General features: G+C 42.4%; 14 protein-coding genes. All 14 read right to left on the bottom strand.

Annotated features, from left to right (window positions below; translation table 11 throughout):
• Positions 1-22: 22 nt before the first annotated feature.
• Positions 23-733 carry a hypothetical protein gene (locus ACLKML_RS02950; protein WP_413283585.1) on the bottom strand — a complete coding sequence of 237 codons (711 nt, stop codon included), beginning with the start codon at positions 731-733 and terminating at the stop codon, positions 23-25.
• Entirely contained in the window at positions 723-2,009 is a 1,287-nt protein-coding gene (locus ACLKML_RS02945; RefSeq protein WP_413283584.1) for a hypothetical protein, read from the bottom strand. Before ACLKML_RS02945 ends, ACLKML_RS02950 begins: the two co-directional genes overlap by 11 nt.
• Entirely contained in the window at positions 2,009-2,656 is a 648-nt protein-coding gene (locus tag ACLKML_RS02940) for a bacteriophage T4 gp5 trimerisation domain-containing protein (protein WP_413283719.1), read from the bottom strand. Before ACLKML_RS02940 ends, ACLKML_RS02945 begins: the two co-directional genes overlap by 1 nt.
• Positions 2,587-4,113 carry a type VI secretion system tip protein TssI/VgrG gene (gene tssI / locus ACLKML_RS02935; RefSeq protein WP_413283583.1) on the bottom strand — a complete coding sequence of 509 codons (1,527 nt, stop codon included), beginning with the start codon at positions 4,111-4,113 and terminating at the stop codon, positions 2,587-2,589. The genes ACLKML_RS02940 and tssI overlap by 70 nt, the downstream gene beginning before the upstream one ends.
• A gap of 554 nt (positions 4,114-4,667) precedes the next feature.
• Complete coding sequence (locus ACLKML_RS02930) at positions 4,668-6,053, bottom strand: amidase (protein WP_413283582.1); 1,386 nt, start codon at positions 6,051-6,053, stop codon at positions 4,668-4,670.
• Between the two features lie 21 nt (positions 6,054-6,074).
• Entirely contained in the window at positions 6,075-6,878 is an 804-nt protein-coding gene (locus ACLKML_RS02925) for an ABC transporter ATP-binding protein (RefSeq protein WP_413283581.1), read from the bottom strand.
• 11 nt (positions 6,879-6,889) lie between these two features.
• Positions 6,890-7,717, bottom strand: coding sequence for an ATP-binding cassette domain-containing protein (locus ACLKML_RS02920; protein WP_413283580.1), 828 nt, complete (start codon positions 7,715-7,717; stop codon positions 6,890-6,892).
• On the bottom strand, positions 7,714-8,532 hold the full coding sequence (locus ACLKML_RS02915) for an ABC transporter permease (RefSeq protein ID WP_413283579.1): 819 nt from the start codon (positions 8,530-8,532) through the stop codon (positions 7,714-7,716). The genes ACLKML_RS02920 and ACLKML_RS02915 overlap by 4 nt, the downstream gene beginning before the upstream one ends.
• Entirely contained in the window at positions 8,532-9,473 is a 942-nt protein-coding gene (locus ACLKML_RS02910) for an ABC transporter permease (RefSeq protein WP_413283578.1), read from the bottom strand. The genes ACLKML_RS02915 and ACLKML_RS02910 overlap by 1 nt, the downstream gene beginning before the upstream one ends.
• 213 nt (positions 9,474-9,686) lie before the next feature.
• Positions 9,687-11,177: an ABC transporter substrate-binding protein gene (locus tag ACLKML_RS02905; RefSeq protein ID WP_317715988.1), complete on the bottom strand. Its 1,491-nt coding sequence runs from the start codon at positions 11,175-11,177 to the stop codon at positions 9,687-9,689.
• 334 nt (positions 11,178-11,511) lie between these two features.
• Complete coding sequence (locus ACLKML_RS02900) at positions 11,512-12,435, bottom strand: LysR family transcriptional regulator (protein WP_413283577.1); 924 nt, start codon at positions 12,433-12,435, stop codon at positions 11,512-11,514.
• A gap of 265 nt (positions 12,436-12,700) precedes the next feature.
• A complete protein-coding gene (locus ACLKML_RS02895) occupies positions 12,701-13,513 on the bottom strand; it encodes an ABC transporter ATP-binding protein (RefSeq protein WP_413283576.1) in 813 nt (270 codons plus the stop codon).
• The gene (locus tag ACLKML_RS02890) at positions 13,510-14,388 is read right to left on the bottom strand and encodes an ABC transporter ATP-binding protein (RefSeq protein WP_413283575.1); all 879 of its coding nucleotides are present in this window, start codon (positions 14,386-14,388) and stop codon (positions 13,510-13,512) included. Before ACLKML_RS02890 ends, ACLKML_RS02895 begins: the two co-directional genes overlap by 4 nt.
• A complete protein-coding gene (locus tag ACLKML_RS02885) occupies positions 14,388-15,308 on the bottom strand; it encodes an ABC transporter permease (protein ID WP_413283574.1) in 921 nt (306 codons plus the stop codon). The genes ACLKML_RS02890 and ACLKML_RS02885 overlap by 1 nt, the downstream gene beginning before the upstream one ends.
• Positions 15,309-15,331 lie beyond the last annotated feature (23 nt).

Below are 15,331 nucleotides of genomic sequence, written 5' to 3'. Positions count from 1 at the left end.
GCCATATTTATTGCAACAATAATTAATGATGACGAGGTTTATCAACATACTGACAAGGCCTTGTGGCAAACGCTCGGTAATATTTATCTTTTTTTTCAGGATGCTTGTCTAAATCGGATTCAATCCAATCAATCATTTTAATTAACCATTCCCGTTGAGGGTCCTCCTCATGCATTTTATCCAAGTCACCAGCTATTCTAATATACACACTAACTAAGTTTTTCGGTTCAACCTCCGGACAGTTACTGTAACTAATAGAAGTTTTACTACTCATATAGTCCGCTCCACGCAACAACAGAGCGTAAGCCACGTCATAGCGACCACGACTTAAAGAAAGTCCTAGTGGAGTGTTTCCCCCTCCCCAAGAGACGTTATACACCCCATTGATTTTAAAGCCTTGCTTCATTAATTTATCAATCTGTCTTTCCACGGTGGCTAATTTAGGTCTTTTATCGGTCATGGGCTCAAGAACATCTAAAAAAATAGGCGAGGTATGCATCACTCTTCCTTGTTCATTTCTTGGATCGCTGTGCAAGAGCGCCATGTTTTCTGGGATCGAATAATCTAATCTTACAATCGGTGTGCCAGTTCTTGTCAGTGCTTTTCTGTGTTGGTCATCTGTAATAAGATACACAAACCAATATTGGAGGCTATAAGGGGCAATCACCGACCAAAGTAGGATAAATAGGCCAAAACCGATTAACCCTTTTTTTAAGATTGATTTATTTATCATGATTGTGTCCCTTTATGCCATATTTATCACAAATAACTTTCATGCCATGGGAGCCAATAGCACCTAAAGAAACTTGCTTGCCATTAGCATTTGGAAAGACGCTACGATTAGACATTTGTAACATATCCCATGTGCTGTAAAACGTGGTGATATCGGCAGGTTTTTGTTCGGGCACGGTTTCATCTCGAACCCCTGCGGCATTAAATACATAGGCTTTGCCGCCAATCCGTTTTGCCGCTGCGGTGGCCAATCCGCCCCCTAGTGAATGGCCGGTAAAGGTGATTTGATTGACATCAATTTCTTCTATTAATTCATGCGCTTTCTCCATCGCTATTTTATAACGAGGCGACTCTAACCAACTTATCCCTTGTTTTAAGTTTTCCGCCCAATCTTTGCTGCTGGAAGGGTCGGTGCCGACAAAAGCGATAATAATATCACCGTTGCCGTTTTCAAATCGTCCGCCAATAATTAACGGCACGTTTATTATTTCACCAGTTTTTTGCAAATATGCTTTAGGGTATTCTAAGTTTGATTCTATCGTGTTAATGACAGGATATTTATACTCTTGTTCAATTACTTGTTTTAATAGATAAGAGCCAATCTGTAATTTATTTACATCACTATTTTTAATCTTGTACACCTCGCAAGAGAGGGTCACGCATATTCGTTGCAGTTCGGTTAACTCTATGTCTCTATCCCTCATAAGACTAAACACACGATTTGCGCCAATAATCACATCAGTCACCGCCATTGCGAGATTTGAATCAAATTGAGAGGTGTAATTCGTCCAATTGTAAATCCAATGGTACATTTCATCCCACGCTTTCCCTATGTTTTTTGGGCTTTCTTGGATAGCTAACGTGATGTTTTTAGCTCTCTCTAACTGCTCTTTTGTTGGCGTTGGCCAATATTGACCTTGGTTCGATTTATTACTGTAATCAACTTCGACTAATTCGAATAATAACTCTTGTGGCATAATGCGAATGGTGACTTCTTCATTGTAGTCGAGCACACCATCACCATTGAGATCTATCCAACCTTTTACATACGCTACTTTGCTGGGGTTTATATTAAATGAATTGGCAATATCTTCGGTTATAAAAGGGTATGTGACTCCTTGGTTTTTTATTATCGCGCGGTCTATTTTGATAGCTAATTTTTGTTGTTTTTCATCGAGTAAGGTGATCCTTATATTCACTCTGATTCTACTCGCATCTTTGACGCCAAAAGCATCAACTTGTAGTTTTACTTGTTTATTTATAGCGAATGTGTCCATTATTCATTGATCCTTAAACTGGTTAATACCGTGTCTTTCTCTAACACGTCTGAGACCTTACTCATGCCCGCGGCGAGGTTAGCGTGAGGTAGATCGAACTCATCAGGACTAATCGGTTTAGGAGCCGTGCCTTTACCTGCAACGCCACCCAGATTGATCATCACTTTATCTCCGGAAAAGGTGATGCCATCATTATCTATTTTTATAAAGTTACTAAGGCTGTTGAACGTTGATTCATCCGTCACTTCAAGTACAATTTTTTTCGCGTGTAAGGAACTCTCGCTTGTTACTTTTATCCTTTGGTTGTCACCAATGATTTTCTGTTCAGATGCGCCTATACTTGTTCGACTGGATCCTTCTATTTGAGTAATCATGCCTCCACCGATATAACGTTTCACCATACCTAAAACCCGTTGAATAACGTTATGGCCAATTTTTTCGTGGTGATCACGGCCCACTTGAGCGATGTGGTCTTGCCCTATGTTGCTATGCAGATGTTGTTCAATATGTTCAAACTTGTCATGCCCCACGGTTAGGTGCTGGTCGTTGCCTATCTCTTCTCTATGACTATTATTGATCACCATATCCATGTCTTTTTGGCCATGAATGTAGATTTGTTCATGGCGGGCTTCATCTTCAAAACGCAGTTCATTGAACCCTCGGCTTTGTGGCTTTGTGTTTTAAGCACAGTGCGCGTTTTATGATTGGGTAATATATAAGGGGTTACATTGGTCGAATGATACGTCCGGCCGGTAATAATGGGTTGATCGGGATCGCGTTCTAAAAAACTGACGATCACTTCATGGCCAATACGAGGCACGGCTACCATGCCGTATTGGCTTCCAGCCCAGCCTTGGCTGACTCGTACCCAACAACTTGATAGTTCGTTACTTTCACCATATCTATCCCACGGAAACTGGACTTTTACCCGGCCAAATTCATCACAAAATATTTCTTCATTGCTAGGGCCAACTACTGTCGCTATCTGTGAGCCAGTGATTAACGGTTTGCTGTTGGGCTCGGCCTGCCAGGGATTATTACCCGGAATGGCGAGAAACTGGTTATTGTAACGAGTCGGTTTTTGGCTATTTTCTTCTTCAGCCGCCGCGCCTTGTTCACCTTTATGCTCAACGGTTGTGAGAACCCAATCATGGTTTAATGCCGCATCACTGTGGTCACAAAAATCAAATTTAAAGCCAGATATGGCTTGCATGATATTACTATGACCAATGGCGACTTGTGCATCACGGCGTAGATATTCTTGACGAACTTGTGTAATGGGAATGCCGGTTGAATCTCCTTTATACCTTCCGGGATAATCGAAATGTTCGTAGTCTGGCTGCTGAAAAGTAAGATTTTTGCCATGGCTACTTTGGAGAAAACTGTATTGCGGATTTTTAAAACTGTAGTCTTTTAGGCTCACATAGGCAGGCTGTATTTGATGCTGATAACTGAATTGGTTTACAAAAGTCGTCTCGGCAATGCCGCCACTGAGGGCATTGTAAGGAAACGGACGGGCCAATGTGCTTAATTTACTGGTGCTGTCACAAAAAATTAAAGTATGAACATTTTGATTATGTTCAAAATAATAAAATAACCCAATTTCTGCGGCTAAACGACTGATAAATTGAAAATCCGTTTCACTATATTGCACGCAGTATTCACGGAGATCGGATTCAACTCGGCTTTCACAGTTAAACGCGTAATGGTTTATTCCCATTTCATCAAGCAAGGTAGAGATAATACTTACCACACTTTGTTGTTGGAATATCCGACTGTTTTTTCTTAACGTTAGACGAGATAAAGCCGGAACCAGAGTGACGCTATATTGAGTATGGTGATGGCCACTGTCTTGTTTACTAAACTGGCTAACGATCCCGTGAACATAACGCTCAACCAGATCCTCTTTTGACCAGCTCATTAAACCTGTTTGATCAACAATGGATTCAGCTGTGAGATGGTCGAAGCGACTGATTAACGTCAGTTTGGCTTCAAAGGGGGCGGATAAACTTTCAACAAAACAAAAATCAAGGACGTCGAAACTGTCTTCAGCTAAGCTTTGTGCCTTAAAATGAAACCGCAATCCAGTGCTTAAAAGTGCCATACCTATTTCCTTAAAACCTCGATAATGGGTTAAAAAGAAGCGTAATGGGTACAAAAAATAATAGTAATAGGTTTAGTGATAAATCTGATGTGTGATGTTGCTAATAGCATGCTCTATTTTAACTATTTGGTTTTTATGAAAATAATCAGGTTAGATATAAAATCAGGTCAAAAGAAAGCTAGAATCGAGCGAAAAGTGGTTTAGATGGCTTTGAATTTTCCAGTTAGGGAAGCATTTTATGAATCCATCTCACATTTTCTAAACGAGCTACAGCGGGATTTTTGTTCATATTTGGAATCGGATTCTCATTTTGTTAGGCGAAGTGCTTGGTTATATGCGGTTATTTTTATAAAGTGAGTCTTTTTGGTCAGTTTTCACTAGACCGTTTTAGGGTCGAAAGTTATAAAATCAGAACAATAAAAAGCAATGACAAACGTCATTGCTTTATTAATAGACAATTGATAGAGACGTCTTTACGGCGTTAATTCTGTCATCATTGTGGTTTATTATCGCTTTGGTTGCTAGCAGATCGGGTTGCTAGCAGATCAGGCTGATTAGAGCTCAGGCCAATTAGTGATAGCTCCGCGCCAGTTTTCATACGCTTTTGCTAGCGCAATTACTGTTAAATCTTCAAATTTTGCGGCAACAATTTGTAAGCCTATCGGCATTCCACTTTTCGAAAAGCCACAATTAATCGAAGCAGCGGGTTGTTCTCCCATGTTCCAAGGCATAGTGAAAGCAATATGTTCAAATGGCTTTTGTGGGTCATTGGTAGGGGACGCCCAATCGGCTGGATAAGAGACATTCGGGTTAACAGGGGATAAAACTGCGTCAACTTGAGTAAAAATATCGGCACAAGTGTTACGCATTTCCATGGTGCCATCGAAGCCTTTTACGACATCAAGAGGGTTGGCATCGCCACCAGTTTTAGCCCAGTCATAAATATAAGGTAGAATAAGTTTTCGTTTCTGTTCAGGTAACCCTAGCATGGTATTCCAGAACCGAGCTCGCCAAAACACGTCTAATCCATCAAGCTGTTCGCGTTTTAATATTGGACCTAACTCAATAATTTCCGCACCCTCGGCTTCAAATTGTTTGGCGGCTTGAATGACCGCTGCTTTTACTTCTGGCTCTGCGTCTATGCCACAGCCTGCATCTAGAATTAAACCAATTTTCATACCGCGCACATCTGCCGCTGGAACGTTCCATTGTAAATTCTCATACTTAACAGAAGTGGCATCGCGATGATCAGGACGAGAAATGGTTGGCATAACCATGATAGCATCATCAACCGTACGCGTCATTGGGCCTGCTGAACGGCCAGTATAATAAGGATAAATTGGGATACGACCTAATGTTGGCTTAAAGCCAAATAAGCCAGTCCAACCTGCTGGTAGGCGCACCGAACCGCCGATATCTGTCCCGATGTGTAATGGGCCTAATCCTGCGGCTGCGGCTGAGGCTGCGCCGGCCGATGACCCTCCGGGATTTTGAGTTAAGTCCCATGGGTTGCGGCTTAAATGGTGAAAGGTGGATAGTCCTGAAGAAAGCATGCCGTAGTCTGGGCAGGTCGTTTTAGCAAAAATAATGGCGCCATCTTCTTTTAAACGAGCGGCGGTGGGAGCATCTTCGCTTGCAGGAGTTTTATCACTGGCAGCCGTGCCTAAAGGAATAGGGTCGCCTTTAGTGGCGATGAGCTCTTTTACCGTTACTGGAACGCCATCTAATGGGCCAACTGTTTGTCCTTTGTGCCAACGAATGGTCGACTCTTCTGCTTGCTGTAAGGCTTGTTCTGGTTTAAAAGCGTACAGCGAGCATATTTTAGGTTCGATTTTTTCAACTTGGTTTACTAACCAATGCATGTACTCTGATGGACTAGTACTGCCATCTTCATAAGCTTGTACAAGAGCGCGAGTATTGAGTTTAGAGAAATCAGTCATATTTTTAACATCCATATTAAATTAAATAACTTGGCGACCTTTTCGGCCTATGGTATCCAACGTTAACTCAGCAGAAAGAAGACGTTTGGTGTAATCTTTGCTTGGATTATCCAGTACTTGCCTAACCGGACCTGCTTCTACGATTTTGCCCGATTGCATTACCGCAACACTGTCACAAATTGCATCGACTACGCCAATATTGTGCGTGATAAACAGAACAGAAATACCGTAGGTATCGCGCATCTTCAGAATCAATTTAAGTATCTGTGCTTGAACGGTAAGATCGAGTGCCGAAGTCGCTTCATCTGCAACCAATAATTTAGGTTTGGTGATGAGTGCTCGGGCTATTGCGATACGTTGACGCTGTCCACCAGAAAATTCGTGTGGATATTTGTCCATGTCCGCAGCCGATAAGCCAACCTCTTCCAGTAAAACACCCACTCGTTCACGTAACGCTTTTCCTTTAGGTGCGTTTTTTTCTAGGTGCAAAGGCTCTGCAACTATTCGGCCTATTTTATGCCGAGGGTTGAGTGAGCCGTAAGGATCTTGAAAGACCATTTGAAAGTTGGCTCGCATGCGACGTAAATGGGCGGCTCGTTGAGTGAAGATATCCCAATTTTCGAACAAAATGTTGCCCTCAGTGGGTTTATCTAAAGCCATTACAATACGGGCTAAAGTTGATTTCCCCGATCCACTTTCGCCGACCACACCTAAGATTTCGCCTTTATTAATCGACAAGTTGACATCATTTACCGCTTTAACTGTGGTATTGCCAAGCTTGAATTCTCGTGTGAGACCAATGATCTCTAGTAATTTTGAGCTCATATTTTGTCTCCTTAATTGGCGGATTCTGCTGTGAAGTCACTACGAACAGAGTCACTACGAACCCGTCTAGGTTGTGCATCGATTAATTTACGTGTGTACGCATGGCTTGGTTGACGCAATATCTGTTCAGTCTCTCCTTGTTCTATCTCATCGCCTCGATACATCACTAGCGTTCGATCGGCAATGCGGGCGATTACCCCTAAATCGTGAGAAATTAAGATCAATGCGATACCGAGTTTACTAACCAAATCGTCTAGAATATCGAGGACTTCTGCTTGTACTGTCACATCTAGTGCTGTAGTTGGTTCATCGGCGATAAGTAAATCTGGTTCCAGTGCCAGTGCAATAGCGATCCCGACACGTTGTCGTTGGCCCCCTGACATTTCATGCGGATAAGAATGAGCTTTTCGCTTTGCATCAGGAATCTTAACCATTTCTAGTAGTCGAATAACTTCAGCATTGGCCTCTGAGCGACTAATATTACGATGCAGTCTCAATCCTTCTGCTATCTGACTGCCAATTTTCATTGCTGGATTTAATGCGGTCATCGGTTCTTGGAAGATCATCCCAATTTTAGACCCTCGTAATGCGCACATCTGTTGTTCTGATTTTGACAATATATCTTCACCATTAAACAGGATTTCACCGGAAGCTTGTGCGGTTTTTGGCAGTAGTCCGATGGTTGCTAAGGACAACACTGATTTGCCAGAACCACTTTCTCCGACTATTCCGAGGGTTTCTCCTTTAGCAAGAGAGACATTAATTCCGTGTACGACTTCGACTTGTTGGCCATTGTCGTTGTTAAACGTGACTCTTAGGTCTTTAATATCAAGCATCATGTCGATTGTTTCCGTCTCGGATCAGTTAAATCTCGTAGTCCATCACCCAATAGGTTTAGTCCTAGTACGGCAATACAAATAACTAAGCCAGGGACAAAAACTAGATGAGGAGCAGTTGAAAGATAGGTTTGAGCATCGGCTAGCATACGGCCCCAACTTGGTGTTGGAGGCGCAATACCTAGGCCGAGAAAGGACAGACCTGCTTCGGTCAAAATACCAAGTCCAGTCTGGATAGAAATTTGCACGATAATTTGTGCAGCAATATTTGGGATAATGTGTTCAATGGTTATTCTAACATGGCTCTTTCCTGCCATACGTGCCGCGAGTATGTAGTCTCTAGCCCAGATCTGTAGCGCAGCTCCGCGGGTTATACGAGTGAAAACCGGAATCATAAACAGGGCTATAGCCACAATAATGGTTACTGGTCCGCCACCCAGTATCGCTGCCAATAAAATAGCAGATAGAACTGGTGGAAAAGCAAATAGCACATCGTTGACTCGCATGACTAATGATTCGAATACACCACGTTGTGATGCTGCGGTTACACCGAGTACAGTGCCAATAAATCCACCAATGGCGATAGCAGAAAAGGCGATACCAAGTGAGACCCATGCTCCAGTCATGATCATGGATAATTCGTCTCGACCAAAATGGTCGGTACCTAGTAAAGCGTCGGTTCCAGGCGGACTTAATCGGTTTGTGATGTTAATTTGTGTTGGGTCAGCAGGTGTCCAGAAAAGGCTTAAAATAGCAGCACTGACCAAAATAAGCGTGATTAACCCACCAATAATCAGAGACCAAGAATAGTGTTTCATTATCTGCTCCTCAAGCGCGGGTCTAGTATGGTATAGAGTGCGTCGACGATGAAATTAACGCCCATTACAATGGCGGCAAAAAATAACACAACGTTTTGAATGACAATTAAGTCTCGTTGCGCTAAAGCTTGATAGGCTAGCGTACCCATGCCAGGTAAGTTAAATACGTTTTCAACTAACACTGCGCCAGCAATCAATACTGATATTTGCATGCCTAACATGGTTACAACAGGAATGAGAGCATTGGGCATAACATGACGCCAAAGCACGTGACTAGGAGTGGCACCTTTCGCTCTTGCTGTCCGAACGAAATCCTCGTTGATGACTTCAAGTACCGCCGCGCGTGTTACTCGAGTGAGTACCGCCGCTTGTGGTATTGCCAACGCAATCGATGGTAAAACCAATGCTTGTAAGGACAACGCAACGCTGGTGTCCCATCCGGGAAAACCGCCAGCAGGAAACCAGCCAAATGTGAGTGCTATACCTAAAATTAACAGTAAACCTATCCAAAAATTTGGTACTGCGATACCAATTTGAGAAAAGAATGAGGCAAAAATATCAACCGCACTGTTTGGTTTAGCCGCCGCCAACACACCTAAAGGAACCGATATAACGACTGATAACATAACCGCAATGGCGGTCAACGGTAGCGTTACCGCAAGGCGTTCACTAATGAGTTCTGAGACTGCGGTGGAATAGGTATAAGAGTTACCTAGATCACCTTGCAATAAACCGACTAACCATAGGCTATAGCGAGTAAGAAGAGGTTGATCTAAGCCAAGTTGCGCTCGGAGAGCTGCTAAGGTATCGGGTTGCGCCGACATACCTAAAATAATTTCAGCAGGATCTCCAGGAACGGCTTCCATGATCAGAAAAATGACGAAGGAAACGATAAGCAAGGTTATTAATAACCTGGAAAAAGAGTGAGTAATATGCCGCATGTATATTTTTATCCTTGGGCTCTAGTCTATTGTGAGCATTGCTTTAGTTTGGCGACCAGTTTGTTGGTTATTTGAGGTTGATCGGTTCTCTCTCCACTTGCTATCTCAAGTAGAAAGAGAACTCACGACTCTGTTTGATCGATACTCTAATAAGGATTAGTAATTCGAACAATGATTAGTCATTCGTATAATCAGAAGTCATTCGCATAACCACTAGTTACTCCAATAAACGTCGGTTAGGTCATTGGAAGGAACAGGTTCATTAGTCCATAACCCTACTAAGTCTTTTTTCCAAATACCGATTTTAGGAAAAGCATATAGGAATAGGGAAGGCACATCATTTGCCAGTATTTTCTGCGCTTGTTGGTAGCCAGCAATTCGATCTTCTTCTGTTGTCGAGTTGGCAATATCAGCCATCACTTTGTCGAAATCCGGATTACTATAATTAAAGTAGTATGGATTTCGAGCATAAATACCAATATCAAGCGGTTCGGCATGGCCAATAATAGTCATATCATAATTGGTATCTTTAAATACATCTTGTACCCATTTAGCTGGAAACTCAGATGATTCAATGTTCATTGTGACACCAACCATAGAAAAATAAGCTTGCATAATTTCAGCTGCTCTTTCGGTATATGGGCGAGTGGGTACTTTCATAGTGAAGCTGAAACCATTTGGGTAACCCGCTTCGCTGAGCAGTTGTTTCGCTTTTACTGGGTCATAAGAATAAACGTTAGTAAGATCTTGATATCCAGCATCCGACGGTGAGTAATGGCTTCCTAATGGTTTACCTAACCCTTCGCTAGTTGCATCGATAATTGCTTGGCGATCAGTGGCTAACATTAAAGCTTGGCGAACACGAATATCATTGAATGGCTTTTTGCTGTTGTTCATACCAGCAATCACTTCCATACTGGTTGTGCCGATTACTGTCTCGAAAGCACTATTATTTTTAAATTGGCTCACAAGCTCCGGTGCACTAAATTCTGGCATGGCGTCAATCCCACCGGAGTTAAGTGCTGCAGCTTGCGCTTGTGGGTCACCAATAAAGCGAAACGTTACTTTGTCTAGCTTCGCCGCGTCACCCCAATAATCAGTGTTTTTAACCAAGGTAACTTGGTTGCCTCTTTTCCATTCGGCGAAGCGAAATGGACCGGTGCCGATAGGGTTAGTCGAATTTGATGCTTCGCTAGATGGTTCTACCATTACTGCAGCAGGGAAGCCTAACCAATAAAGTAGGTCGGAAGACGGGGTGGAAAGTTCAACAACCAAGGTATCTGAATCGGGAGCCGTAACTTTTGTTATCGTTTTGTAGAGCGATTTTTGTGGATTAATTGAATCGGCCGACAATAATCTGTCTAAAGTGTATTTTGCAGTTTTAGCACTAAATTCGATGCCATTCTGAAATTTAACATTATCTTGCAGGTCAAAAGTATAGGTTAGCCCATCTTCAGAAATAACCCAGCTGTCTGCAAGTTCAGGTTCAATATCGCCGTCTTTGTTTATTGTGACCAATCCTTCAAATAGATTTTGCCAAACCACTTGACCAATAGCCACAGGTGCAGCCGTTGTTGGATCGAGACCGGATGGTTCAATACTCATACCGAGAACGAGGTCGGTACGCGAGGCTGCGTTTACCGTGTTGCTTGCAAGCACACCGATAATTACAGTGGCTAAAAAAGAGCGAATATTACAAGTCATAAATTGGATTCCTTTCCGAGGGTTTATAAAACATGTCATTCTGTATGTCTACCATGCCCGATAATTAAGTGTAAATGCAATGATATTTATTAGTACACAGTGAAATCAAAACCGTAACACTAAAAATAACGCTTGTTATCACTAATCTTGGCGGTGGTTGGTGAGAAAATTTTTTGGAAAATGAATTCATCTGTGCTGAACGATATGCGGTAAATTTGGTTTTTCATGTAAGTTTTAACTATCTCGTCGAGTTTAAGTGACCAATAACAGGTAACTTACCACTATTTTTATCGTTGTTCAGCGTAGTATTTTTTGTTTACCCGAGTTTGGTTACTTAATCAGCTTTGTTATGCATAGAACGAGCTTGAGCGGGTAAAAATTCTTCTAGAAAATCGGTTAACTTGGCTGCTGCAAAACTAGGCGCAACATTTTTCGCGCGGCTTATTTGCAGTTCTGTGGATATCACGGACTGTGGCTGAAATGGTCGAACGACCAGATCATGCGAGTCTATCTCACGGATAACCGACATTGCGGGTAAAATAAGTACCGCCGCTTGACGTAAAGCTAACTCTTTTTGTAACTCTAATGATGAGGTGGTAAAAGTGGGTTCTACAGGTTCTAATCCTGCTTCGCGTTGACGTTTCTCAAATGATCGCCGAATACCAAACGATTTATTTGGCATCGCGATTGGATATTTACGAATGTCGTCTAAGCTGATTTCGTCGTGTGTTGCTAATGGATGATCGACCGAGACCACGACTTCGTGGTAAACGGGAAATTTAAAGCGAATATCCATTAGTGGATCAGAAGATGAAAACATAGTTGCCGCGATATCAGTATTACCGTTGATAACGGCATTAACGGTTTCTTCTGCAGATGAAACGGTGACCTCAATAGAAACAGCAGGGTACAATTTATAAAATTCAGCCAGTGCAGGGGCTAAAATTGTATTAATGGCTGCACCGTTGATATGAATAGAAACACTGCCTCTTTTTAAACCTCTTAAATCATCGATCACCTGTTTGGCATTTTCTAAATCGCGAATGATGTTTTTAGAATGTACAGCTAGCGACTCACCTGCGGCCGTTAGCATAATACCTCGTGCACCTCTTATCAGCAGTGGAGCGCCAACATAATGCTCTAAGTTTTCAAGTTGGCGTATAACTGCAGTAGGCGACACCCCTAAATTTTCTGCGGCTTGTCGAATTGAGCGAGAACTAACCAGTTCATTAAAATAGGTGATGGCGTGTAACTTCATTGCTGCGTTCCTAATGTTATTTTTAGCGATCCCAGTTTTTTTAATGACCACAGCTGTTTTTAAATGACCACAGTGATGTTTTTACGATCACAACTGTTTTTAAACCGGTTCGTCGTTGCTTTTAACTTATTCCGGATTTACCGTTATTTGACCAACTTGACTTAAATTTAATCGCTTTTGGATCAAAATTAATCTGGGTTCTACAGCTGCACTTCTATGGCCTAGCAGTCATAGTTTGGCCGTTTTACGTATGACGAGTCGCTGATTAATCGTGGTCGATAAACTGTTCTATAACTTCTCGGTCGTAGCCTTTAGAAGCAAGATTTAGCTGTATGGTATAAGGTTGTTTCGCGTGTGTTTCGCCATCTTGATCGACTTGTAAGAGTTCGACCAGTTTTCCGTGCTGCATTACGGCAATTTGTTCACACATGTAAGAGACAACGGCTAAATCGTGGCTAACTAACAAGTAAGTTAACGATAATTCACTGCGTAGTTGCGACAGTAGATTTAAAATTTCGGCTTGTATTGATACGTCTAGTGCAGAAGTCGGTTCATCTAACAGTAAAATCTCTGGTTCTAAAATTAAGGCGCGAGCAATAGCGACACGTTGACGTTGTCCTCCTGATAGTTGATGCGGGTAACGAAACCTAAATTTGCTCGGCAAGGCCACTTGGTCCATAACGGTATTAATTCTGGCATCTGTATCTTTAAAACCATGAATAGCTAAAGGTTCAGCGAGTATTCTATCGATGGTATGTCGGGGATGAAGTGAGGCATAAGGATCTTGAAAAACCATCTGTACTTTTTTGTAAAAGGCTTTATCTCGTTGAGTGGCAAGCGGTTTTCCTTCAAGTAGCATTTGTCCAGCGCAAGGCTGATTTAATCCTGCTAGTGCTCGTAAAATAGTGGATTTACCCGATCCTGATTCGCCTACCAATCCAAAGGATTGCTGAGTCGGAACACGAAAAGAGACGTTATCTACCGCTTTAACTTGGTCGTCACCTGTACCAAAATGGATCGATAAATTGTCTATTTCTATTGCAGAGGTAAGTAGGTTTTTTTGTTGTTTAATGCTCATACTAAGTTGCCCTGTGCATCTAACGAGCTATTTAGCCAGTTATCTTTGCGTTGTAATGTTGCCAAAGGTTGTCCTTTGGTTGCGTTGCTCGGTAGGCAAGAGAGCAAACCTTTGGTGTAGGGATGTTGTGCTTGATCGAGTTTATCCGCTTGAATTTCTTCTACGATCCGTCCTGCGTACATCACCAAAATTCTATCGCAGAAACTTGCGACTAAAGGTAAATCATGTGAAATCAAAATAAGCCCCATTCCGCGTTCTTTTACGAGGTCGTCCATAATGGCAAGCACTTGTAATTGTACGGTTACATCGAGAGCGGATGTTGGTTCGTCTGCAATCAGCAGATCTGGACTGGATAGCAACATCATAGCAATCATGATGCGTTGTCCCATACCACCTGAAATCTCATGTGGATAGGCGTTAAAAACGCGCATAGGGTTTCTTATTCGTACTGCTTCAAGCATGTCAATACAACGTGTAATGGCTTGTTTTTTAGATACCTTCATCTGTATTTGACAAGCTTCGATCATCTGCTTGCCTATTGTCATTACCGGATTGAGTGAATATTTTGGATCTTGCATGACCATTGAGATGCGCTTGCCACGAATTTGACGATAATCGCGCAGCGATAGGCTTTGCAGATCAACGCCATCAAAAACTAATTTGCTGGCGCTCACTTGGCCTGAACTTAAGCCTAAAATGGCTCTTCCGGTTTGTGATTTTCCCGAACCTGATTCACCAACGATAGCTATTTTTTCGTGTCCCATCGTGAAAGAGATATCTCGAACCGCTTTGACCGGACCATGAACAGACGGAAATTGTACATTTAGATTTTCAATTTCAAGTAATTTATCGCTCGAACGTTTGCTATCGTCCATTAGTGCTGCCCTCCTGATTTTGGATCTAACACATCTCTTAAGCCATCACCGAGTAAATTAAAGCCGAAAGCGACAATAAAGATGACTAATCCAGGGAAAGTAGCCAGCCACCAGTAATTTAAAATGTAATCGCGACCTTCTGCTATCATCGCACCCCATTCTGGGGTGGGCGGTTGAGCGCCTAAGCCCAAGAAACCGAGCCCTGCCGCCGTTAATATAATACCTGCCATATCTAACGTGACTCGCACAACTAATGAGGACAGGCATAACGGCATAATGTGACCAGAAATTAATCGCCAGTGACTCGCCCCTTGTAGTCGAGCGGCGGCTAAGAAATCGGAATTTCGTATAGTAAGGGTTTCAGCTCTAGCAAGACGTGCGTAAGCTGGCCAAGAGGTGATTGCGATAGCGAAGATCGCCGATTCAAGCCCTCTGCCCAGTGCCGCAGCCAATGCAAGCGCTAAAACTAATTTTGGGAATGCGAGAAAAACATCGGTAATACGCATTAATACAACATCAACCCAGCCACCGAAATAGCCTGAAACCGTACCAATAACAAAGCCTAAAATTGGCGCGGTGAAAATAACAATGCCAACAATTAATAATGTTATCCGGCTACCAATGATTATTCGGCTGAACACGTCGTTTGCTTGGCCGTCGGTGCCAAACCAGTGTTCAGCTGAAGGTGGTTGAAAACGTTGTGCTTTTAGTGCATCGCCAGTTAAGCCACTGGTGATGCCTTCTGGCGCAATATATGGAGCAAATATTGCCATTACAATTAAGGATAAAACAATGACAAAACCAATCATAGCTAAGGGATTTCGAAAAAATCGAAGCCAGCCTAAATAGCCACGGCCCATTGCAGCTTGTATTCTAGAATCTGGGTTTTCGGCTAACAGCCAACCTTTTAACTCAGTCATTATAATGAACCTTATAAGTACTT

This window comes from Vibrio sp. MA40-2 (assembly GCF_047302445.1).
In the GTDB taxonomy this organism is placed as follows: domain Bacteria; phylum Pseudomonadota; class Gammaproteobacteria; order Enterobacterales; family Vibrionaceae; genus Vibrio.
Note: the sequence above shows the minus strand (reverse complement) of the source record. Positions and strands in the feature narration are given on the sequence as shown.

Excerpts from the sequence above, each read along its gene's own strand:
- ACLKML_RS02910 (WP_413283578.1), bottom strand. The coding sequence starts at position 9,473 with ATGCGGCATATTACTCACTCTTTTTCCAGGTTATTAATAACCTTGCTT.
- ACLKML_RS02930 (WP_413283582.1), bottom strand. The coding sequence starts at position 6,053 with ATGACTGATTTCTCTAAACTCAATACTCGCGCTCTTGTACAAGCTTAT.
- ACLKML_RS02890 (WP_413283575.1), bottom strand. The coding sequence starts at position 14,388 with ATGGACGATAGCAAACGTTCGAGCGATAAATTACTTGAAATTGAAAAT.
- ACLKML_RS02920 (WP_413283580.1), bottom strand. The coding sequence starts at position 7,717 with ATGATGCTTGATATTAAAGACCTAAGAGTCACGTTTAACAACGACAAT.
- ACLKML_RS02905 (WP_317715988.1), bottom strand. The coding sequence starts at position 11,177 with ATGACTTGTAATATTCGCTCTTTTTTAGCCACTGTAATTATCGGTGTG.
- ACLKML_RS02915 (WP_413283579.1), bottom strand. The coding sequence starts at position 8,532 with ATGAAACACTATTCTTGGTCTCTGATTATTGGTGGGTTAATCACGCTT.
- ACLKML_RS02900 (WP_413283577.1), bottom strand. The coding sequence starts at position 12,435 with ATGAAGTTACACGCCATCACCTATTTTAATGAACTGGTTAGTTCTCGC.
- ACLKML_RS02895 (WP_413283576.1), bottom strand. The coding sequence starts at position 13,513 with ATGAGCATTAAACAACAAAAAAACCTACTTACCTCTGCAATAGAAATA.
- ACLKML_RS02925 (WP_413283581.1), bottom strand. The coding sequence starts at position 6,878 with ATGAGCTCAAAATTACTAGAGATCATTGGTCTCACACGAGAATTCAAG.
- ACLKML_RS02950 (WP_413283585.1), bottom strand. The coding sequence starts at position 733 with ATGATAAATAAATCAATCTTAAAAAAAGGGTTAATCGGTTTTGGCCTA.
- ACLKML_RS02885 (WP_413283574.1), bottom strand. The coding sequence starts at position 15,308 with ATGACTGAGTTAAAAGGTTGGCTGTTAGCCGAAAACCCAGATTCTAGA.
- ACLKML_RS02945 (WP_413283584.1), bottom strand. The coding sequence starts at position 2,009 with ATGGACACATTCGCTATAAATAAACAAGTAAAACTACAAGTTGATGCT.
- tssI (WP_413283583.1), bottom strand. The coding sequence starts at position 4,113 with ATGGCACTTTTAAGCACTGGATTGCGGTTTCATTTTAAGGCACAAAGC.